General features: G+C 71.0%; 15 protein-coding genes and 2 pseudogenes. 9 read left to right on the top strand and 8 right to left on the bottom strand.

Annotated features, from left to right (window positions below):
- The first annotated feature begins 88 nt into the window (after positions 1-88).
- From SNA_RS37870 to SNA_RS37885, 4 genes are all read left to right on the top strand, one after another.
- A complete protein-coding gene (locus tag SNA_RS37870) occupies positions 89-886 on the top strand; it encodes an SDR family NAD(P)-dependent oxidoreductase (RefSeq protein ID WP_030073607.1) in 798 nt (265 codons plus the stop codon).
- 353 nt (positions 887-1,239) lie between these two features.
- On the top strand, positions 1,240-2,364 hold the full coding sequence (locus tag SNA_RS37875; RefSeq protein WP_044368866.1) for an LLM class flavin-dependent oxidoreductase: 1,125 nt from the start codon (positions 1,240-1,242) through the stop codon (positions 2,362-2,364).
- A 135-nt stretch (positions 2,365-2,499) separates the two neighbouring features.
- Positions 2,500-4,239, top strand: coding sequence for an N-acyl-D-amino-acid deacylase family protein (locus SNA_RS37880; RefSeq protein WP_044368869.1), 1,740 nt, complete (start codon positions 2,500-2,502; stop codon positions 4,237-4,239).
- Positions 4,240-4,355: 116 nt separating this feature from the next.
- Entirely contained in the window at positions 4,356-5,807 is a 1,452-nt protein-coding gene (locus SNA_RS37885) for an aldehyde dehydrogenase family protein (protein ID WP_420823547.1), read from the top strand.
- A gap of 153 nt (positions 5,808-5,960) precedes the next feature.
- On the opposite strand, the gene SNA_RS37890 is transcribed toward SNA_RS37885, so the two are convergent.
- On the bottom strand, positions 5,961-7,493 hold the full coding sequence (locus SNA_RS37890; RefSeq protein ID WP_030073514.1) for a CehA/McbA family metallohydrolase: 1,533 nt from the start codon (positions 7,491-7,493) through the stop codon (positions 5,961-5,963).
- Positions 7,494-7,718: 225 nt separating this feature from the next.
- Here SNA_RS37890 and SNA_RS37895 point away from each other — a divergent pair, with 225 nt between their 5' ends.
- The 3 genes from SNA_RS37895 (at position 7,719) to SNA_RS37905 (ending at position 11,977) form a co-directional block, all read left to right on the top strand.
- Positions 7,719-8,543, top strand: a complete 825-nt coding sequence (locus SNA_RS37895; protein ID WP_044368870.1) for a TIGR03619 family F420-dependent LLM class oxidoreductase — start codon at positions 7,719-7,721, stop codon at positions 8,541-8,543.
- A gap of 204 nt (positions 8,544-8,747) precedes the next feature.
- On the top strand, positions 8,748-9,149 hold the full coding sequence (locus tag SNA_RS37900; RefSeq protein ID WP_030073509.1) for a VOC family protein: 402 nt from the start codon (positions 8,748-8,750) through the stop codon (positions 9,147-9,149).
- 161 nt (positions 9,150-9,310) lie between these two features.
- Entirely contained in the window at positions 9,311-11,977 is a 2,667-nt protein-coding gene (locus SNA_RS37905; RefSeq protein ID WP_275042047.1) for a bifunctional FO biosynthesis protein CofGH, read from the top strand.
- A 32-nt stretch (positions 11,978-12,009) separates the two neighbouring features.
- Here SNA_RS37905 and SNA_RS37910 read toward each other — a convergent pair whose 3' ends face one another.
- Complete coding sequence (locus SNA_RS37910; RefSeq protein ID WP_044368956.1) at positions 12,010-12,264, bottom strand: hypothetical protein; 255 nt, start codon at positions 12,262-12,264, stop codon at positions 12,010-12,012.
- A gap of 78 nt (positions 12,265-12,342) precedes the next feature.
- Entirely contained in the window at positions 12,343-13,302 is a 960-nt protein-coding gene (locus tag SNA_RS37915) for a D-2-hydroxyacid dehydrogenase family protein (RefSeq protein WP_030073507.1), read from the bottom strand.
- Between the two features lie 314 nt (positions 13,303-13,616).
- On the opposite strand from SNA_RS37915, the gene SNA_RS37920 reads away from it, so the two are divergent.
- Positions 13,617-14,738 carry an ADP-ribosylglycohydrolase family protein gene (locus SNA_RS37920; protein ID WP_030073505.1) on the top strand — a complete coding sequence of 374 codons (1,122 nt, stop codon included), beginning with the start codon at positions 13,617-13,619 and terminating at the stop codon, positions 14,736-14,738.
- Positions 14,739-14,886: 148 nt separating this feature from the next.
- Here the strand turns inward: SNA_RS37920 and SNA_RS44600 are convergent.
- From SNA_RS44600 to SNA_RS37940, 5 genes and pseudogenes are all read right to left on the bottom strand, one after another.
- Positions 14,887-14,967: pseudogene (locus SNA_RS44600) on the bottom strand (SDR family oxidoreductase); the annotation flags it as partial.
- Positions 14,960-15,706, bottom strand: a pseudogene (locus SNA_RS37925) (RNA-guided endonuclease InsQ/TnpB family protein); the annotation flags it as partial. The pseudogenes SNA_RS37925 and SNA_RS44600, both read right to left, overlap by 8 nt.
- 361 nt (positions 15,707-16,067) lie before the next feature.
- Positions 16,068-16,277: a DUF397 domain-containing protein gene (locus SNA_RS37930; protein WP_030073501.1), complete on the bottom strand. Its 210-nt coding sequence runs from the start codon at positions 16,275-16,277 to the stop codon at positions 16,068-16,070.
- Between the two features lie 240 nt (positions 16,278-16,517).
- Positions 16,518-17,384, bottom strand: a complete 867-nt coding sequence (locus SNA_RS37935; RefSeq protein ID WP_030073499.1) for a helix-turn-helix domain-containing protein — start codon at positions 17,382-17,384, stop codon at positions 16,518-16,520.
- A gap of 387 nt (positions 17,385-17,771) precedes the next feature.
- Positions 17,772-18,539 carry a GOLPH3/VPS74 family protein gene (locus tag SNA_RS37940; RefSeq protein ID WP_044368876.1) on the bottom strand — a complete coding sequence of 256 codons (768 nt, stop codon included), beginning with the start codon at positions 18,537-18,539 and terminating at the stop codon, positions 17,772-17,774.
- 241 nt (positions 18,540-18,780) lie between these two features.
- Between SNA_RS37940 and SNA_RS37945 the strand changes: the two genes are divergently transcribed.
- Entirely contained in the window at positions 18,781-21,516 is a 2,736-nt protein-coding gene (locus tag SNA_RS37945) for a D-alanyl-D-alanine carboxypeptidase (RefSeq protein WP_044368879.1), read from the top strand.
- Positions 21,517-21,628: the final 112 nt, after the last annotated feature.

The following is a 21,628-nucleotide window of genomic DNA, read 5'->3' on the forward strand; positions in this document are numbered from 1 at the left end:
GTGGGCCGGTGGGTCGTGAGTCGGGTGGGCCGGGCGGGCGGGGGCGCCGTACCCCCGGCACACACACGCACAACGCTGGGAGGCAGGCATGGGAAAGCTGACGGACCGGGTCGTCCTCATCACGGGCGCGGCGCGCGGGCAGGGCGAGCAGGAGGCGCGGCTCTTTGTGGCGGAAGGGGCGCGGGTGATCCTCGGTGACGTACTGGACGGACCGGGGGAGGCGCTGGCCAAGGAGCTGGGGGAGGACCGGGCGCGGTATGTCCATCTGGACGTGAGCCAGGAGGCGGACTGGACGGCGGCGGTGGCCGCGGCGAAGGCGGCGTACGGGACGATCGACGGGCTGGTCAACAACGCCGGGATACTGCGCTTCAACGAGCTGGTCAGCACGCCGTTGGCGGAGTTCCAGCAGGTGGTGCAGGTCAACCAGGTCGGCGCGTTCCTGGGGATGAAGGCGGTGACGCCCGAGCTGGTGGCGGCCGGCGGCGGGACGATCGTGAACACCGCCTCGTACACCGCGCTGACCGGGATGGCCTTTCTGACCTCGTACGCCGCGACCAAGGCCGCGATCGTCGGGATGACGCGGGTGGCGGCGATGGAGCTGGCGGGCAAGGGGATCCGGGTCAATGCGATGTGCCCGGGGGCCGTCGATACGCCGATGACCAACCCGGACCGGGTGGCGGCGGACGGCGGGCCCAAGGCGGCCGACGAGGCGGGCAGTGCGGCACTGGACGAGTTCTACGGGAAGGTCGTCCCGATGGGGCGGATCGGGCGGCCGGAGGAGGTGGCCCGGCTGGCGCTCTTCCTGTCGTGCGAGGACTCGTCGTACATCACGGGGCAGCCGTTTGTGATCGACGGGGGGTGGATGGCGGGGGTCTCGGTGTTCTGAGGGCGCCGGGCTCCGATGGGTTGCCTGACGGGGCGTCAGGTATTGACGGTGGGTGCGGGCGCTGTCAGAGTCGGTCGGGTCGCGAGCTGACGATCCGTCAGATTGTCGAATGTGCAGCGAATGCGCGGCGGGTGCGCGGCGGGCGTAGGGCGGGTGTACGGCGGGCGTACGGCCCTCCGGGGTGCCCGTTCGCGGGTCGCGAGGGCCCCGCTCGCCCGTGCCGGACGGATTGTCAGTGGGGCGGGGTACCGTCGAAGACGTGACGGAGAGTGTTGCGGTATTCGGCGGAACGTAAGCAGACGGACGGTAATCTTCCGGGGGGCGACCCCCGCACCCCGAAGGAGTGAACTCCCTTGGAATTCGGGCTCTTTGTGCAGGGATATGTGCCGGCGGCGCGGGCGAAGACCGACCCCGAGGCCGAGCATCACGCGCTGATGGAGGAGACCGAGTACGTCATCCAGGCGGACAGGTCCGGCTTCAAATACGCCTGGGCCTCCGAGCACCACTTCCTGGAGGAGTACTCCCACCTCTCCGCGAACGACGTCTTCCTCGGCTATCTCGCCCACGCCACCGAGCGCATCCACCTCGGCTCCGGCATCTTCAACCCCCTCGCCCCGGTCAACCACCCGGTGAAGGTCGCCGAGAAGGTCGCCATGCTCGACCATCTCTCCGGCGGGCGCTTCGAGTTCGGGTCCGGTCGCGGTGCGGGGAGCCACGAAATACTGGGGTTCATGCCGGGTGTGACGGATATGAACCACACCAAGGAGATCTGGGAAGAGACCATCGCGGAATTTCCCAAGATGTGGCTCCAGGACGAATACCCCGGCTTCCGCGGCAAGCATTGGCAGCTGCCGCCGCGCAAGGTGCTGCCCAAGCCGTACGGGAGGTCCCATCCGGCGATGTGGTACGCCGCCGGGTCGCCGTCCTCGTACGCGATGGCGGGCAAAAAGGGGCTGGGCGTCCTCGGCTTCAGCGTGCAGAAGGTCTCCGACATGGAATGGGTCGTCGACTCGTACAAAACCGCCGTCAAGGAGGCCGAAGCGGTCGGGGACTTCGTCAATGACAACGTCATGGTGACCTCGACGGCCATCTGTGCGGAGACGCACAAGAAGGCGGTGGAGATCGCCGTCGGCGGCGGGCTCAACTACCTTCAGTCGCTGCTCTTCCGCTACCACGACACCTTCCCGCGGCCCGAAGGCATACCGGAATGGCCCGAGCTGCTCCCCGAGTACACCGAGGAGATCATCGAGCTGCTGATCGCCGAGGAGCTGATGATCTGCGGCGATCCGGACGAGGTGCTGCGGCAGTGCAAGCGGTGGGAACAGGCCGGCGCCGACCAGCTCTCCTTCGGGCTGCCGATCGGGGTGAGCTACCAGGACACCCTCAACACCATCAAGCTCATGGGCGAGCACGTCATCCCGAAGATCGACACCGACCCGGTGCACCGGACGACACGCTTCCGGCAGGCGGGAGCGTGACGACGGGGCAGGGGGCGGGCCGCCGCCGGTAGGGCCGCGGCGCCGCGCCCCATGAACCGCACCGGGCCGGGCCGCCGCCGGTAGGACGCGGCCCGGCCGGTGCCCCAAGAACCGCACCAGAAAGGGATCCCTGCCATGCTCGACCACCTCATCAAGGGCGCGACCGTCGTGGACGGGACCGGTGCGCCCTCCTACCCCGCCGACCTCGGCATCCGCGACGGGCGCATCGCGATCATCGCGAAACCCGGAACGGTCGCCGAACCGGCCCGTACACACGAGGACGCCCAGGGCCTCGTCCTCGCCCCCGGCTTCGTCGACCCGCATACGCACTACGACGCCCAGCTGTTCTGGGACCCGTACGCCACGCCCTCGCTCAACCACGGCGTGACCACCGTCGCGGGCGGCAACTGCGGATTCACCCTCGCCCCGCTGCACCCCGACCGCCCCCAGGACGCCGACTACACCCGGCGGATGATGAGCAAGGTCGAGGGCATGTCCCTGGTCGCCCTGGAGGAGGGCGCGCCCTGGAACTGGCACGGCTTCGGCGACTATCTGGACGCGCTCGAAGGCAGGATCGCCGTCAACGCCGGCTTCATGGTGGGCCATTGCGCGCTCCGCCGGTACGTCATGGGCGCGGACGCGATCGGCGGACAGCCGACGCCCGAGCAGATGGCGCAGATGCTGCGGCTCTTCCACGACGCCATGGACGCCGGGGCCTGGGGCCTGTCCACGACCCAGTCCGCCACCCACTCCGACGGCGACGGCGCACCGGTCGCCTCGCGCCACGCCCGCCCCGAGGAACTGCTCGCGCTCTCCCGGGCGGTGGCCGACCACGAGGGCACCCAGATCGAAGCGATCGTCGCGGGCTGTCTCGACCAGTTCTCCGACGACGAGATCGAACTGCTCGTGGAGATGTCGGCGGCCGCCGGACGCCCGCTGAACTGGAACGTCCTGACCATCGACGCCGCGGTGCCCGAGCGGGTGCCGCGCCAGCTGGCCGCCGGCGAGCGGGCCCGCAAGGCCGGCGGCCGCATCGTGGCGCTGACCATGCCGATCCTCACCCCCATGAACATGTCCCTGGGCACCTTCTGCGCCCTCAACCTCATCCCCGGCTGGGGCGAGATCCTCGGCCTGCCGATACCCGAACGCATCGCCAGGCTGCGCGACGCCGACGTACGGGCCGCGATGCTGCGCCGCGCCACGAGCAAGGAGGCCGGCGTCTTCCGCCGCCTGACGAATTTCGAGCGCTATGTCATCGGGGACACCTACTCCCCGGCCAACGAAGGGCTCACCGGCCGGGTGGTCCGCGATATCGCCGCCGAGCGCGGACAGGACGCCTTCCACTGCCTGGTGGAGATCTGCGCCCACGACGACCTGCGTACGGTCCTGTGGCCGATGCCCACCGACAACGACCCGGACAGCTGGGCGCTGCGGCAGGAGACCTGGCAGCACGAGGACGTCCTGCTCGGCGGCTCGGACGCCGGTGCCCATCTGGACCGCATGTGCGGCGCCCCGTACACCACCCGCTTCCTCGGCGACTGCCTGCGCGGCCGCCGGCTCGTCGGCCTGGAGCGCGCCGTACAGATGCTGACCGATGACCCGGCCCGGCTCTTCGGGCTGCGCGACCGTGGCCGGATAGCCGAGGGCTACCACGCCGACCTGGTCCTCTTCGACCCGCAGCGGATCGACGCAGGGCCCGCCACGCTGGTGCACGACCTGCCCGGCGACAGCCCGCGGCTGGACTCCCGGGCCATCGGCGTGGTGAGCGTACGGGTCAACGGCGTCGAGACCATCCGGGACGACGCGGTGACCGGGGCGGTGCCCGGGACGGTGCTGCGCTCCGGGCGGGACACCAGGACGGTGAGCACCCGGTGAGCGCGGCGCGGAGCACAGCGGCGGGTGGCGGGGCGGCGCACGGCAAGGGCGCCGGTGGCAAGGCGGCCGGTGGCAAGGCGCCCGGCGGCGAGCGGCTGTTCATCGGCGGGGAGTGGGTGACGCCGGACGACGGCCACTACGACGTGATCGACCCCGCGACGGAGGAGGTCGTCGGGCGGGCCCCGGAGGCGAGCCGGGCACAGGTGGCCGAGGCGGTGACGGCGGCCCGCGAGGCATTCGAGGGCTGGTCGCGCACCGCGCCCGAGGAGCGCGCGGCGGTCCTGGGCCGCGCCGCCGAGGTGATGCGCCGCGAGTTCGTCCCGTACGCGGAGCTGGCTCAGGCGGAGACCGGCGCGACCACCGCCACGGCGCGCGGCATGCAGGTGGGGGTGTCCCTCGCGCGTTTCCAGCGCTATGCGCGCGGCGCCCTGGAACCGGTGGAGACCGCGCTGCCGCCACAGGTCAACGAGGCCGGGCATGGGGGCACCTCCCATGCCCTTAAGGCTATGGGGGACGGGAAGGCGGGCATCTTCGGCGCCCTGGCGGTGCGCCGGCCCGTCGGCGTCGTCACCTGCATCACCTCCTACAACAACCCCTGGGCGAACGCCGCGGGCAAGGTGGCGCCGGCCCTGGCGATGGGCAACACCGTCGTCGTCAAACCGGCGCCGCAGGACCCCCTCTCGGTGTACCGGATGGCCGAGGCGCTGGCGGAGGCCGGGGCGCCGCCCGGGGTGGTCAATGTCGTCACCGGGGCGCGGCCGGAGGTCGGCGAGGCGGCGGTCGCGGCGGACGGCGTGGACATGGTCAGCTTCACCGGCTCCACCGCCGTGGGCCAGAAGATCGCCGAGGAGTGCGGCCGCGGAATGAAGCGGCAGCTGATGGAACTGGGCGGCAAGGGCGCGGCGCTGGTCTTCGACGACGCCGACCTGGAGACCGCGGTGGCCGCTATCGGCACCACCTTCTCCTTCTACAGCGGCCAGATCTGCACGGCGCCGACGCGGGTGCTGGCACAGCGCGGGATCCACGACCGCCTGGTGGCCGGGCTCGCGCGGTACGCGGAACGGCTGACGGTGGGCGACCCGCGCGCCCCCGGCACGGTCGTCGGCCCGGTGATCTCCGCCGCACACCGGGACCGTATCGAGGCGTATGCCGAACTGGCCGTGAAGGAGGGCGCGCGACTGGTCACCGGCGGCCAACGCCCTCCGGGGGAACGCGGCTTCTACGTGGCCCCCACGCTCTTCGCCGACTGTACGAACGCGATGCGGGCGGTCCGCGAGGAGATATTCGGGCCCGTGGTGGTGGTCGTCCCCTTCGACGACGAGGAAGAGGGCATCGCCCTGGCCAACGACAGCGACTACGGGCTGCTGGACTACGTCTTCTCCGCCGATGTCGCCCGCGCCTTCCGGGTCGCGGGCCGGCTGCGGGCCGGCGGCGTCGGCATCAACACGGTCGGCCGCAACATGGAGGCCCCCTTCGGCGGCTTCAAACGCAGCGGCGTCGGCCGCGACGTCGGCTCGTACGCGCTGCATGCGTACAGCGAAATGCAGTCGATCGTTTGGCCGGGGTGAAGGGGGAGGGGAGGGGAGGGGAGGGGAGGGGCCGGCCTCCGCCTCTCCCCGGGGCCCCCGCCCCCCCCCCCCCGCCCCGCCCTCCCCTCCCCCTCCACCACCGCTTCGACGCAGCAGTCACTCACGGACGGGCGCCGGCTCACCCCGCCCCCCTCACCCCCGTCCCAGGAACACCGGATTGGTCATCGCCGCCATGGGCCCAGGGAGCCCCGTCGACGTGGGCGGGTGACGGACCTCGGCGCGTATGTAGGCGGCGTTGTCGGGGGTGGTCTGCCAGGTCACGGTGCCCGTACCGGACGGGGGCAGCGCGGTGGTGAACAGGCGTCCCTGGTCGGTGACGAAGGAGACCGCGCAGCCCGGGGCTCCGGAGACCTCCAGGCGGGCGGTGGCCCTGGCCGTACGGGCGAGGGCCAGGCGCTCGGCGATACCGGCATGTTCGCCCCGGTCGCCGCTGACCGTGAAGGTCAGGTCGATCGCCGAGGACTCGGCGATCCAGACCCGGCCGGCCCGGATGCCGTCCTGGAGGGCGCGCCGCGTCAGATCCTCGGCCAGGACGACGGTCTGCGGCAGGCCCACCACATCGGGGTCACGGTGGGCATCGCTGTGGCCGACGGCCGGAAGCCACGAGGAGCGGCCGCGGGTGTGGGCGACCAGGGTGTTGTCCCACTCGGCGAGCGTGATCTCGTCATCGGGCCCGTACGGACCGTTCCATACCTCCACCGCATCCGCGTCGTCGAGGCCGAACTTCCAGTTGCAGCCGATGCAGGTCGCGTGCGGATGCGCGGGGATGACCAGCCCGCCCGCCCGGCGGATGGCGCGGGCGTATCTGCCGAACGCGTTGTCGCGGGCCCGGTAGCGCCAGTCGATGAAGACGCCGGGGTCGGTGCCCATCGCCAGCACATGGCCGTTGCGGGTGGTGACCTCCTCGCCGGTCAGGATCAGCAGGTCATCGCCCCACAGGCCGTCCCAGGCGCGGTGGGAAGCGGTGGTGTTGTGCTCGGAGGTGGTCAGGAAGTCCAGCCCGGCGGCGCGGGCCAGCGCCGCGATCCGGGCCGGGGTGCGTTTGCCGTCGGAGAAGACGGAGTGCAGATGGTTGTCGCCCCGGTACCAGGCGCGGCCACGGCCCCGGGCACGTTCGGGAGGGTAGACGGGGGCCGGGGTGCGCCCCGGAGGGCCGAAGCGGAGGGTGACGGTGATGTCGTAGCTCAGGCCCTGGGGCGCGATGGTGTACGGGCCGAGGGCGATGTGCCAGGTCCCGGCGTCGACGGGGCCCGGGAGATAGCCGGGGGTGGCGTCGTCGGCGCGCAGGAAGAACTCCGTCCGCGCCCCGCCCGACCAGCCGCGGAACCCGGCGCCGCCGAGGGCCGTACCGCGCTCGTCGAAGATGCCGATATCGCAGGCGTTGCCGGGCGTGCCCTCGGGGACGGTGGGCTTGTCATAGGTGTAGGAGACGGCGATCTCCCGTACTCCGTGCGGGACGTCGACCGGAAGGTAGACGAAGTCCGGTGTTCCGAGGGGTAGATGGCCCGTGACCCGGCGCGTCTGCGCGGTGCCGTCGGCCCGGCCCGCAGGCCCGCCCCCGGCCCCGCCACCTGGTGCCGCATCGGCGAAGCGCACGGTGCCGAGTGTCAGCGCGCCCGCCGCACCCGCGACCGCCGAAAGCCGCAGTACATCGCGTCGTTCCATGACCTGTAACCCGTCCCCGTGTCGTCGATGCGTTGGATGTGTTCCCTGTTCCCGGTTTCCTGTTCCCGGTGTCCTTGTGTCCTTGTGTCCTTGTGTCCGCTGTTCTCGCTGTTCGCGTGAAAACTGTTGTACGCGGGTGTGAAGCGGACGGAAAGGGCTGTGGATAACCGTCGGCCGGTGGGGCAGCATGCGGTCACCCCTACGCCTGACGGAGGTGTTCTCAGCATGCGGATCGCGACGACGATCTTTCTGACGGACGAGACGATCCGGCCCGTGCGGCTCGCCCGTGAGCTGGAACAACGCGGCTTCGCCGGGCTCTATCTGCCCGAGCACACCCATATCCCCGCCAGTCGCGATACCCCGGCCCCCATGGGCGACCCGCTGCCGCGCGAATACGGCCGCACCCTCGACCCGTTCGTCGCGCTCGGCCAGGCCGCCGCCGTCACCGACCGGCTGGGTCTGGGTACCGGTATCACCCTGGTCGCCCAGCACGATCCGGTCGGTCTGGCCAAGCAGATCGCCACCCTCGACTTTCTCTCCGGCGGCCGGTTCACCTTCGGTATCGGCTACGGCTGGAACGTCGAGGAGGCCGCCGACCACGGGGTGGAATGGTCGACGCGGCGCGCGCTGACGCGTGACCGGGTGGCGCTGATGCGGGCGCTGTGGGCCGAGGAACCGACGTCCTACAAGGGCGAGTTCGGGTCCGTACGGGCATCCCTGGCGCATCCCAAACCGCTGCACGGCGCGCCGCGCACCCTGATCGGCGGGGCCGCCGGGCCCAAGCTCTTCGGGCAGATCGCCGAGTACGCGGACGGCTGGCTGCCGATCGGCGGACGGGGTCTGACCGAGACCCTGCCGGTGCTGCGGCGGGCCTGGGCGGATGCCGGGCGCGCCGGGGACCCCGTCGTGGTGCCGTATGCGGTCCGGCCCACAGCCGGGAAGCTGGCGCACTACCGCGAGCTGGGCCTCCAGGAGGTGGTGCTCCAGCTGCCGCCGGCGGGGGAGGCGGAGGTGCTGCGGACGCTGGACGACTTCGCGCAGTATTTGTGAGGTGACGTCGCGCACGGGCGGCCGGGCGGGGCTCCAGGGCGCGGGCGCCACCGGGGCCTCAGGGCGCGGGCGGCGGTGCCTAGGACCAGCGGCGTACGGCCACCGGGTGCGGGTCGGTACCGCAGACGGATCCGCCCCGGCCCCGGACGGTCCTAGCGTTGAGGGTGAGCAGTCTTCGCAGATCAACGGTCCAAGGAGAATGTCATGCCCAGCCTCGACCACACGATCGTGCACAGCACCGACCGTTTCGCCGCCGCCCGTTTCCTGGCCGACCTCCTGGGCGCTCCCGAGCCCAAGGCCTACGGTCCGTTCGCCGCCGTCAGGATGGACAACGGGGTGACGCTCGACTACGCCGAGCACGCTGCCGGTGGCAAGGAGTTCGTGCCGACGCACTATGCCTTTCTGGTGACGGAGGACGAGTTCGACGCGATCCTGGGGCGGATAGCGGAGCGGAAGCTGCCCTACTGGGCCGACCCCATGCACTCCCGGGCGCAGCAGATCAACACCCACGACGGCGGCCGCGGCCTGTATCTGAACGACCCCGACGGCCACAACATGGAGTTCCTGACCCGTACGTACTCGGAGGAGCTGCTGACAAGCATGTGACGGAACCGAGGCCGGTCTCCGACCGCACCGGTTGCGAGGGGCCGCCGCCGGGGAGTGCCCCGCATTCGCCGGAGGGAACCTCCGTCTGACGTGACCAGCCGCACACCGACGGCCGGTTGCCGGGCGGCCGCAGTGTCGGTGGGCGCTCGTATGCTCGGAGGATGACTTCCAGCGCGCAGGGACCTGACGAGGGAGCGGGGCAGGAACCGGAGCAGAGGCCGGTCCTGGGATCTGACCCGGAGGCTCGCCCCACGGCGAATGCGATGCGCCGCGCCCTCAAGCGTGCCCGCGATGGCGTGGCGCTGGACGTCGGCGAGGCCGCGGTGCTGTTGCAGGCCCGCGGCGAGGACTTGCACGACCTGTGCGCCTCGGCGGCCCGGGTGCGCGATGCGGGTCTGGAGGCCGCCGGGCGTCCCGGAGTCATCACGTACTCCAAGGGCGTCTTCATCCCCCTGACGCGCCTGTGCCGGGACACCTGCCACTACTGCACCTTCGTCACCGTCCCCGGCAAGCTGCGCCGCGCCGGCCACGGGATGTTCATGTCGCCCGACGAGGTGCTCGACATCGCCCGCCGCGGCGCCGAACTGGGCTGCAAGGAAGCCCTCTTCACGCTCGGCGACAAGCCCGAGGACCGCTGGCCCGAGGCCCGCGAATGGCTGGAGGCGCACGGCTATGACGACACGCTCTCCTACGTACGGGCCATGGCCATCCGCGTCCTGGAGGAGACCGGGCTGCTCCCGCACCTCAACCCCGGGGTGCTGTCCTGGACGGACTTCCAGCGCCTCAAGCCCGTCGCCCCGTCCCTGGGCATGATGCTGGAGACCACCGCCGAGCGGCTGTGGAGCGAGCCCGGCGGCCCGCACCACGGCTCGCCCGACAAGGAGCCCGCCGTCCGGCTGCGCGTCCTGGAGGACGCCGGCCGCTCCAACGTCCCCTTCACCACCGGGCTGCTCATCGGGATCGGCGAGACCTACCAGGAGCGCGCCGAGTCGATCTTCGCGCTGCGCCGGGTCCAGCGCGCGTACCACGGCATCCAGGAACTGATCATGCAGAACTTCCGCGCCAAGCCGGACACGGCCATGCGCGGCAAGCCGGACGCCGAGTTGGAGGAGCTGGCCGCCACCATCGCCGTGGCCCGGCACATCATGGGCCCCTCGACCCGTATCCAGGCGCCGCCCAACCTCGTCGACGGCGCCTATGCGCTGCTCATCGACGCGGGTATCGACGACTGGGGCGGCGTCTCGCCGCTGACCCTCGACCACGTCAACCCCGAGCGCCCCTGGCCGCAGATCGAGGAGCTGACCGAGCGCTGCGCCGCCTCCGGCTTCACGCTGCGCGAACGGCTGCCCATCTACCCCGAGTTCCTCCGCCGCGGCGAGCCCTGGCTGGATCCGCGCCTGCTGCCGCATGTGCGCGCCCTGGCCGACCCGGAGACGGGCCTGGCCATCGAGGACGCCCCCGTGGTGGGCCGCCCCTGGCAGGAGCCCGACGAGGGCTTCACGATGAGCTCCTCGGGCCGTACGGACCTGCACCACACCATCGACACCGAAGGCCGCACCGCCGACCGCCGCGACGACTTCGACGAGGTCTACGGCGACTGGGAGGCGCTGCGCGAGGCCGCCGCCCCCGGGATGGCGCCGTCCCGGATCGACGCGGACGTCCGGCAGGCCCTGTCGCAGGCCGCCGACGACCCCACCCGGCTCTCCGACGACGAGGCGCTGGCCCTGCTGCACGCCGACGGCCCCGCCCTGGACGCGCTCTGCCGTATCGCCGACGAGCTGCGCCGCGCCACCGTGGGCGACGACGTCACCTACATCGTCACCAGGAACATCAACTTCACCAACGTCTGCTACACCGGCTGCCGCTTCTGCGCCTTCGCCCAGCGCCGCACCGACGCCGACGCCTACACCCTGTCCCTGTCCCAGGTGGCCGACCGCGCCCAACAGGCCTGGGACGTCGGGGCGGTGGAGGTGTGCATGCAGGGCGGTATCCACCCCGACCTGCCCGGCACGGCCTACTTCGACATCGCCCGCGCCGTCAAGGAACGCGTCCCCGGGATGCATGTGCACGCCTTCTCCCCGATGGAGGTCGTCAACGGCGCCACCCGCACCGGCCTGTCCATCCGGGAGTGGCTCGGCGAGGCCAAGGCCGCCGGGCTGGACACCATCCCCGGCACCGCCGCCGAGATCCTGGACGACGAGGTCCGCTGGGTGCTGACCAAGGGCAAACTCCCCACCGCCACCTGGGTCGAGGTCATCAAAACCGCCCATGAGCTGGGCATCCGCTCGTCCTCGACGATGATGTACGGCCATGTCGACCAGCCGCGCCACTGGCTGGGCCACCTCCGCCTGCTGGCCGGGATCCAGCGGTCCGCGCTGTCCAAGGGCGTCGCGGGCTTCACCGAATTCGTCACGCTGCCCTTCATCCACACCAACGCGCCCGTCTATCTGGCCGGTATCGCCCGCCCCGGCCCCACCACCCGCGACAACCGCGCGGTGACGGCGATGGCCCGGCTCCTGCTCCACCCGTACATCACCAACATCCAGACCAGCTGGGTCAAACTGGGCACCGAAGGCGCCGCCGAAATGCTCCGCTCGGGCGCCAACGACCTGGGCGGCACCCTGATGGAGGAGACCATCTCCCGGATGGCGGGCTCCAGTTACGGCTCCTACCGCTCCCTACGGGACCTGACCGCCATCGCGGACGCCGCGGGCCGCCCGTCCCGTCCCCGTACGACGACCTACGGCCCGGTCCCCGAGGAACGGCAGGCCGCCGCGCTCGCCTCGGACGGGCATCTGCCGGAGCTGCTGCCGGTGGTGGACCAGTAGGGGAGGAGCGAGCCGGACCGCCCCCGGGGGGCTCACTCCCCCTCATACTCCGCCTCGTGTTGCAGGATGCACTGCTGCCACTGCGACAGTGCCTCCGCGCGGTCGCCCCCGGTGTCCTGGGCGGCGACGATCAGCGCATCGGCGGCCATGGCGGCCAGCCGCACCGCGATATGGCAGACATCGCGCTGGGGGAGCGGCCGGAGAAGTTCCACCGCGCCGTCGCTGTCCCCGGAGAGCGCGGAGGCAACGACCGCCATGGTGGTGCGATCCCACTCGTACTCGGACATGGGGGAAGCATGCCCCGCATGCGCCGCCGCCATGGTCGAACGGATGAGCGCATTCCGGGCCGCCGCGGCGCCCCGGCCTCAGCCCAGCTCCCGGACCGGCTTCCCCTCCAGGAACGCCACGATGTCCTCCACCGCCTGCTGGAAATAGCCCTCGTAGTTGCGGCGGGTGACATGGCCCAGGTGGGGCAGGGCGAGCACGTTCGGCAGGGTGCGCAGCGGGTGGCTGGCGGGGAGCGGCTCCTGCGCGAAGACATCGAGTCCGGCGCCCGCGATGCGTTCCTCGCGCAGCGCGTCGATCAGGGCGGACTGGTCGACGATGGCGGCGCGGGAGGTGTTCACGAGGTAGGCGGTGCGGCGCATCCGGGCCAGTTCCGGAGCGCCGATCAGCCCCCGGGTGCGGTCGCCGAGGACGAGATGGACGGAGACGAAGTCGCTGGTCTCCAGGAGCTCTTCCTTGGAGGCGGCGGCCCGTACGCCGACCTCCGCGGCCCGCTCGGCCGACAGGTTCCGGCTCCAGGCGACGACGTCCATACCGAAGGCCAGTCCGACCCGGGCGACCCGGGCGCCGATCTTGCCCAGGCCGAGCAGGCCCAGCCGGCGGCCGTACAGATCGGCCCCCAGGGTGCTCTGCCAGGGGCCGCCCGCGCGCATCGCCGCGCTCTCGGTGGCGACGCTGCGGGCCAGGCCCAGGATCAGCGCCCAGGTCAGTTCGACGGGCGGTTCGGTGTTGCTGGCCGTCCCGCAGACGGTGACGCCGTGCCGGGCGGCCGCCGCCAGGTCGATGGCGGCGTTGCGCATCCCGGAGGTGACCAGCAGCCGCAGCCGGGGCAGCCGGGCGAGCAGGGAGGCCGGGAACGGGGTGCGCTCGCGCATCGCGACCACGATCTCGCAGTCGCCGATCGCCTCGACCACCTCGTCCTCGGAGGCGAAGGGGCGACGCAGCGTACGGACGTCCACCCGCCCGTCCAGAGGGGACCAGTCGGCGAGCGAGAGGGCGACGCCCTGGTAGTCGTCCAGTACGGCGCAGCGCGGAGTCATGGGGGTCTCTCCCGGCGGGTCGGGGGCGGGCGGAAGCGGGCGGCCACCGGCGGCGCCGGGCCCGGTTCGGCGGCGTAATCCCGGCAATATCCCGGCAATCGCGGCGAGCCGGAACGGCGTCCGTGGGTGACAGCTCACATTACGATCCCGGGCCCGTGGCGATCATTCGCGGTCGATTACAGTGCTGCGCCGGGGAGCCTGCACGGCCCCGGAACGGTGCGAGTTTCTGGAGGTCGCGCAGTGAGTGAGCGCAGCCGGGCCATGGAAGGGTGCGCGCCGCGCGGAGGCGAGGCCGGGCCGAGCGAGGTGCCGGTATGAGTGCCGCGCCGGGGCACACCGCTATCTGGGGCCGCGCCGAACAGCAGGACTTCCGCAGCCGGGTACGTGGCTGTCTGCTCGGCGGAGCCATCGGCGATGCGCTCGGCGCGGGCATCGAATTCGACTCCCTCGAGGCGATCCGCGAGGCGCACGGCGCCGACGGCGTCACCGACCTCGTCCCGGCCTACGGGCGGCGCGGTGCGGTCACAGACGACACCCAGATGACCCTTTTCACCATGGACGGCCTGATACGCGCCCAGGTGCGCCGCGACACCGGGGCCTGGCATCCACCGACCGACGTCCACCGCGCCTATCTGCGCTGGGCCGCCACCCAGCACGACTGGGGCCCGGACGAGCGTCGGAAGGACGACGGCTGGCTGGCCCGCGAGGAGTGGCTCTACTCCCGGCGGGAGCCGGGCCGGGCCTGCCTGACCGGCCTGGGCGACGAGGTGATGGGCACCCTGGAGGCGCCCAAGAACCGCGACTCCAAGGGCTGCGGCGCGGTGATGCGCTCCGCGCCGTTCGGGCTGCTGGTCGGCTGGGAGCCGCAGCTGGTCTTCCAGCTGGCCGTCGAGTGCGCGGCGCAGACCCACGGCCACCCCACCGGCTATCTGGCGGCCGGAGCCTTCGCCGTCATCAGCCACTCCCTGGCCCGCGGCGAGGTCCTCGACGGCGCCGTCCAAAAGGCCCTGGCCCATCTGGCGACCCGCCCCGGCCACGACGAGACCACCGACGCCCTCAAGCGCGCCCTGGGCGCCGTACGGCAGGGCATGCCGACGCCCGCCCGGGTCGAGTCGCTGGGCGAGGGCTGGACGGCGGAGGAGGCGCTGGCCATCGGCGTCTACTGCGCGCTGGTCGCCGAGGACATCCGGCACGGTCTGCTGCTCGCCGTCAACCACGGCGGCGACAGCGACTCCACCGGCGCCATCTGCGGCAACCTGCTGGGCACGCTGCACGGCGAGACCGCGCTGCCGCCCGACTGGCTGGTCGAACTGGAGGGCCGCGAGACGATCCTCCAGCTGGCGGACGATTTCGCGATGGAGATGACCCAGGGCGCCGCGCTGCACGGCCCGGCGGGCTCCTCACCGGGGTGGCTCGCCCGCTACCCGCGCGCCTGACCCCGCGCCGCCGGCCACGCCCCGGGGAAGTTGGTCAGCCAGAAGGCGAACGGCCCCGCCGCGCAGGACGTCAGCGCAGCCGTCGGACCCGAGCGGCGGAAGACCGGCAGCATGCCGAGCAGGAACGATCCCGACCGCGATGGCTCCAGCGCATCAGCTCGCCCGCATTGACCAGCAGCGACTGGCCGGTGACCGCACGGGCCCCGTCCGAGCAGAGGAAGGCCGCGCTTCGGCTTCCTGCGCGCCATCATCCGCTGGTAGTGCGCGAGGCGCTGCGCGGCGTTCTTCCCGTGCTGCGGGTGAGGGAGGTCGTGGGCGTCGGACGTGGTGGTTGCCGTCTCCTTCACGCCCCAGTCGATGCCGATCACCGCACCCGTTTCCGCAAGAGTCTCGGTGTTGGTGGCTACGACGAAGGACGCGTACCAGTGTCCGATGCTGTCGCGGTAGGCGCGCACGCTGGACGGGGTCTTGGGCAGCTCCCGCGACCACACGACGGTCACCGCAATGCCCCCGGCCAGGTGCAGGCGGCCGTCCTTCAAGCGGAATCCGCGCCGGGTGTATTCGAGGGTGGGGAGCGCGTCACGCTTCTTCTTGTACTTCGGCATCCCGGCCCGCTGCCGCATCGGCAACCGTGCCTTGATGTCCTTGAGCGCCTTCGCCCGGGACTTGCCGAAGTCGCGTATCAGCTGTTGCTGCGGAACGCATGCGCCCTCACGCAGCCACGCCGTGCGGGCGCGCGCCTCGGTCAGCATCGCGGCGAGCTGCACCGGGCCACACGTCTCCTTCTCGCCGGTGGCCTTGTTGTGCGCGTACAAGGCCTTCGACTTGGCCACGCACTCGTTCCACACCCACCGACACCGGTCCCACTCCACTTCCAGCGCGGCACGGGCCGACGACGACACACGAACACGGTAGGTGTAGCGGGCGTGCCCGCCACCTGCCGTCTGCACTTCCGTTGTCACGACCATCGACCTATCGGGGGAGTCTGACAGTTGAGAGCCCCCTGCCCTGTGGTTCCTTCAGGAGGACCCGCGTGCGGTCTGGGCGGACCACTTCGCCGACCGGGAGACGGCGGTCGCGGAGTCGGGGCTGGGGAGGGTGGAGCTGGTGGCGCCGTTCATCCCGACCGTCCCGGGAACCGACCGCTATGTGTCCGAACTGCGCTGAGCCGTACGGGAGTTGAGTCGCATGCCGACTGTACGGGCGCGCACCGTACGGCGGTCCACCTGCGCCCGGACAGGGCCGAGCCCCCTCGGCCGGGACGGCGATCCAGTCGAGAGGGCTCGTGTCTGCGCGCTCCGCGCAGAGTGGGGTGCGTGACGGCTCAGCTCACGCCATGTCGAACGAGCCGCCGGCCACGTCCGACACGAAGGTGTTCCAGGCGGCGTTGTCGAAGGTCAGGCGCGGACCCTCGGGGTCCTTGGAGTCGCGCACCGCGATGGCTGCCGTGGTCGGTACGGCCATCTCCACACAGGCGCCGTTGCCGCCGGAGTACGAGGACTTCTTCCAGGAGAACGCGGAATTGGGCTGGACAGCCATTTTCACTCCAACTCACTTTGGGAACTCACGCTGAACTCGGCGGAGTTACCGGGGGATTCGGTACTGCTGACGCTACGCGCCAACATCACGAGCCGCAGGAGTCGTTCACCCATCCGAATGTCATATTCCTTGATCTCTTTTCATGGCGGGTGGCGCCGGTGTACCGTGCGATCCCGGTTTCCGGAATACTCCATTCCGCACCGCAATGCCCCATTTCATCCGGCGGCGTTTCCCCCGGCGTCACCCCATGGCATCCGCGTGCTTCTTGGCCGCCAGAGCGATGAACTCCCGGCTCTGGTCGGCATTCAGCGCCTGCGCGCGCAAGTGCTCGTACATGATCGTGTATTTGTGCACATCGTTGGTTTTCTCCAAATACAGATCACTGGTGACGCCCTCGATGTACACCACACTCGAATCCGAGGCATCGTCGAATTCCAGGATCGAGAACGTCCCCGACATCCCGGCGTGCGCACCCGTGTCGTACGGCAGCACCTGCACCGTCACATGCGGCAGATGACTCATCTCGACGAGATGGTCCAGCTGTTCGCGCATGATCAGATGGCTGCCGACGACCCGCCGCAGCGCGCTCTCGTCCAGCACCACCCACAGCCGCAGCGGGCGCTTGGGGTCGCTGACCCGCTCCTGGCGGCGCATCCGCACCTGGATGCGCTTCTCCAGATTCTCCGGCGCGAGCTCGGGAACGGCGCCGGGAATGACCGCCTCGGCGTAGCCGGGGGTCTGGAGCAGACCGGGCACCAGCAGGGACTCGTACACCCGCAGCGACGCCGCCTCGGTCTCCAGGCCGATGTAGACGCTGTACGGGATGTCGCCGAAGGCGTGCCACCAGCCCTGCTGGCGCGAATCCTTCGCCATCTGCATCAGCGAATCGACTATGCGGTGGTCCTCGACCTCGTACACCGAGCACAGATCGCGGACATCGCGCTGGCTGATGCTGCGGCGGCCGTTCTCGAGCCTGCTGATCTTCGACTGGGAGACCAGCAGGCGCTCGGCGACCTGTTCGGCGGTCATGCCCTTGTCCTCGCGCAGCCTGCGCAGTTCCTGGCCCAGTCGGCGTCGCCTGACAGTGGGGTTGATGTTGGACGCCACGGGTAGTGCACCTCCGGCTCCGTACTGCTGTCGTGTTCTGTCCAGCAGGGTGCCACTCCGATGCCACGCCGCGCAGTCAAATGGGCACAGAAGGCGAGCGGGTGTGCGCGTGGGGTGGCGGTCCGGCCGGTGTCCAGTGCGGCCGGACCGCCACCCCACGCTCTCTTGCTGCGGCTCCCGAAGGGTCCTGTGGGACAGCGGAACTGGGAAGTGGGTCTTGAGGGGTAGCGGTACGCATGCGGTGGTCGCCCGCGGCGCGCATGCGCTCGTGCGGTGGTGCGGCAAAGCGGTCGTGCGGGTCGTGAAAGCGGTTGTGCGGGTCGTGCGGCCGTGCGGTTGCAATGGCGCACGCGCGGTGGTGCGTGTCCGGTGGTGCGCCGTGCCGTGTCAGCGGGCGCCGACGCGGGCCATGCTGCCCCGGCCGTGCCGCGACTGCACCGGCACACCGGCCGCCGGCTGCGCCGTGGCACGCGTCGCGGACTGCCGTACGGGTCCGGCTGCTGCCGCGGCCGGTGCCCGTCGGGGCTGCGCCGCGGCGCCGTTCTGCACATCCATGACGGCGTGCGCCACCAGCCCGCCCATCGGGTCGTGCCGGATCAAGTCCCGGAGACGGGAGCGCGAGGAGCGCCCTTCGTTGCCGGGGTAGAGGTGCTTGCCGAGTCCGACCGCATGGGCCAGCGCGGCGAGCGCCGCGGTCCGCGGGTCCGGTGGTACGCCGGTGCGGATCGCGTTGTCGAGCCGGGCCCTGATTTCCCGGCTGATGGCCGTCTCCGTCGCCTGGTAGCGCGTCGTCGGCAATACCCCGCACATCTGGCCTTCGACGGCATGCACCATGCCGCACCGTTCCAGATGCGTGAGATACGTCTGGCGCAGCCCCAGCCGGGGCCCGCCGATCCAGTGGACCGCACGCACCGGACTGCCGCGTCGGCGCAGCAGTTCGAGCGCGGAGTCCAGAGTTGGATCTCCTGTCGGCCGTGGCATCACCACGGCGATACGATCCCCGTCTGGGGCTATCCGTCCTGCCAGAGCCAGCTCCACTAGCTGGGCCCCGGCCAGGCCGAGGTCGAGCGACTGCGGCTGCGCTGTGGTGCCCGTCGTCGGGTCCAAAGCGAGCAGCAGAAGCTCCTCCGGAATTGTTCTGCGGCTCCTGCCCATCCATGCCTCCCCGCGTGGATGAATGACAGGGTGACCCCTCTCACATTCATCTGTCGAGAGTGCGTGGTGGGTTCGGTAGGGAACCGGTAGGTATGTCGTTCTCGTCTAGCACGTCGGCGACATATTCCGTTGGGGTGCGGAGCGTGCTGGTACGCGTGGCGGTGAGAGGGCGCCGAGCGGACACAGGACACTTGGGAACACTGGCTGTGGTGGAGCGGGCGAGGTTGTGAAGGAGACATCGGTGGCGGGCGAGTCCCCCGACAAGTCGGACAAGAAGCGGACGTCGGGGGAGCCGGCACGCAGCGAACACGATCCGCGCCTTTCGGTCTTCCGTGGGGAATCGGGGAAGCCGGGGGCGTCGGCCGGGGAGGCCGACGATGCGGCGGAGGGGGCGGAGCCCTCGGAGGGGCCGGACTCCTCGGGCGCCTCGGGGGGTTCGGACTCTTCGGGTGCCTCGGAGGGGTCGGATACTTCGGAGGGTTCGGGCGGTCTGGAGCGTTCCGGGCGTTCGGACGGGTCGGAGGGTTCGACCGAGACGGACGAGGCCGACGAGGTCGACGGGGCTGGCGAAGCCGACGAGGCCGAGGAAGCGGCGGACGAGGCGGCGGCCGGGTCCGCTGCCGGGGCTGCGCCCGAGAAGGGCGCTGAGGCGCCGCGAGAGGCCGCGGAGGACGCCGGGGACGGTACCGAGGGTGACGAGGACGGCGAGGGCGGTTCTCGGGCTGCCAAGGGTGCGGGAGAGGGCGCCGATGCGGGTGCTGGCGCCGGTGCGCGTGACGAGGTGCGTGACGAGGCGCGTGACGAGGCGCGTGACGAGGCTCGTGACGAGGCTCGTGACGAGGCTCGTGACGATGCGGTGACGGAGTCGGACCCCGACACCGGCACCGACACCGACGCAGAGCCGGACGCGGCTTCCGAGGATGACGCCGAGCCGGACGCCGAGACCGGGGCGAAGCCCGAGGCCGCTGCCGACGCCAAGGTCGACGACCCCGCCTCCGAGGCCGACGCCAAGCCGAAGGTCGTCGATCAGCCGACCGCCGTCTTCAAGACGCTCGACCCCAAGAAGGACAAGGGCAAGAGCAAGGGCACGGGCAAAGCCGGGGGCAAAAGCGATCAGGCTGCCGCCGACGAGGAGCCGGCCGACGACGCGACGCGGGTGTTTGCCATCGCGAAGGCGACGGCGAAGGGCAAGGCCGCGGCCGGGGAGGCCGTGGACCAGCCCACCACCGCGTTCAAGATCACCCCGCCCGCCAAGTCCAAGCCCGACACCAAGTCCAAGCCCGAGGACGAGTCCAAGCCCGAGGGCACCCCCAAGGCCGCCGACAAGGCCAAGCCCAAGGCTGCCGACAAGGTCGCCGACAAGCCCGAGCCCACCGGCAAGCCCACCGGCAAGCCCACCGAGCGCGACGCCGAGCGCACCAGTCAGTTCGTGGCGCTGAAGTCGGCCGACGACGGGGCGGCGGGCAAGTCGCTCGGCAAGACGGCGGACCGTACCCCGGCCCGTACCCCGGGCAAGGCGGAGGAGACGGCGGCCCCCGCGAAGGCCCCCGGTGCGCTGCCGCCCGAGGCGCCCAAGGCGCCCAAGGAGGCTCCCAAGGAGGCGCCCGCCGCGCCGCGGCAGGAGCCCGGTGCGCTGCCCGAGTCGGAGCGGACCAAGCAGGAACCGCTGCCGCCGCTCGATCTGCTGGCCAAGCTCACCAACACCCCGCCGCCGCCCGAGACACCGCTGCGCACGGTCGTCCGCCGGTTCAAGATCTGGACCCCGCTGGCGGTCCTGCTGGCGATCATCTTCGTGGTCGTCCAGGCGGTGCGGCCGCTGCCCAACCCGACGGTCGTCCTGGGCGACGCCAAGTCCTCGTTCACCTTCGAGGGCGGCGCACTCTCCATCCCGTGGCCTGAGCACGGGCAGGCGGCGGTCAAGGTCGTGGGCTCCGGCGAGGTGGGGACGTTCGGCGACCAGAAGCCGGTGCCGACCGCGAGCGTTGCCAAGATCATGACGGCCTACGTCATCCTCAAGGGCCACCCGCTCAAGAAGGACGACAAGGGCCCACAGATCGAGGTCGACGCCAAGGCGGTGGCCGAGGGCCGCTCCGAGGACGAGTCGCGGATCGACGGGCTCAAGGCGGGGCAGAAGTTCAACGAGCAGGACATGCTCAAGATGCTGATGATCCCGTCCGGCAACAACATCGCCCGGTTGCTGGCCCGTTGGGACAGTCAGTCCGACAACGAGGCGGCGTTCGTCAAGAAGATGAACGCCGCCGCCAAGGACCTGGGCATGACGAAGACCACCTACACCGACCCCAGCGGCCTGGAGAAGACGACGGTGAGCACCGCCGTCGACCAGATCAAGCTGGCCGAGGCCGTCATGAAGTTCGACGCCTTCCGCCCGGTGGTCGCCATGACCAACGCCGATATCCCGGGTCTGCCGGAGCGGATCAACAACAACAACGACAATCTGCTGCTGGCCGGCCTGAGCATCAAGGGCATCAAGACCGGCTCCAGCACGGCGGCCGGCGGCACGCTGTCCTGGGCGGCCTACAAGACGGTGGACGGCAAAGACCGGCTGATCCTCGGCACGATGATGGACCAGCACTTCAAGGGCCTGGACCCCAACGCCTCCAATAGCCTCACCATGGTCAAGGACAACAGCAAGAAGGTCATCGAAGCGGTACGCAACGCGCTGACCTCGGCTACGGCGGTGAAGAAGGGGCAGGTCGTCGGCTACGTCGACGACGGCCTGGACGGCCTGACACCGGTTGTCGCCACCAAGGACCTGAAGACGGTCGGAGTCCCCGGCCAGAAGCTTGTGTTGAGCATCAGCGATGGCGGCAAGACCCTCTCGCACGAGGCGAAGGCGGGGACCACCGTCGGTGTACTGACGGTCGGCACCGGCGAGAGCGCCCAGAAGGTGCCGGTGGCCCTCCAGAAGGACCTCACCGAGCCGTCCTTCGGGGCGAAGCTGACACGCCTCGGCTGAGCGCGGCGCGGCCTGGCGGGGCTCTCGGTTCTGGCGACGCTAGATTCGGGGGCCCCGCCGGCGTTTCCGGCTCCGGCCTCGGCCCCGGGCCTCGCGCCGCCGCTCGTCCTTA

Source organism: Streptomyces natalensis ATCC 27448 (assembly GCF_000935125.1).
In the GTDB taxonomy this organism is placed as follows: Bacteria; Actinomycetota; Actinomycetes; order Streptomycetales; family Streptomycetaceae; genus Streptomyces; species Streptomyces natalensis.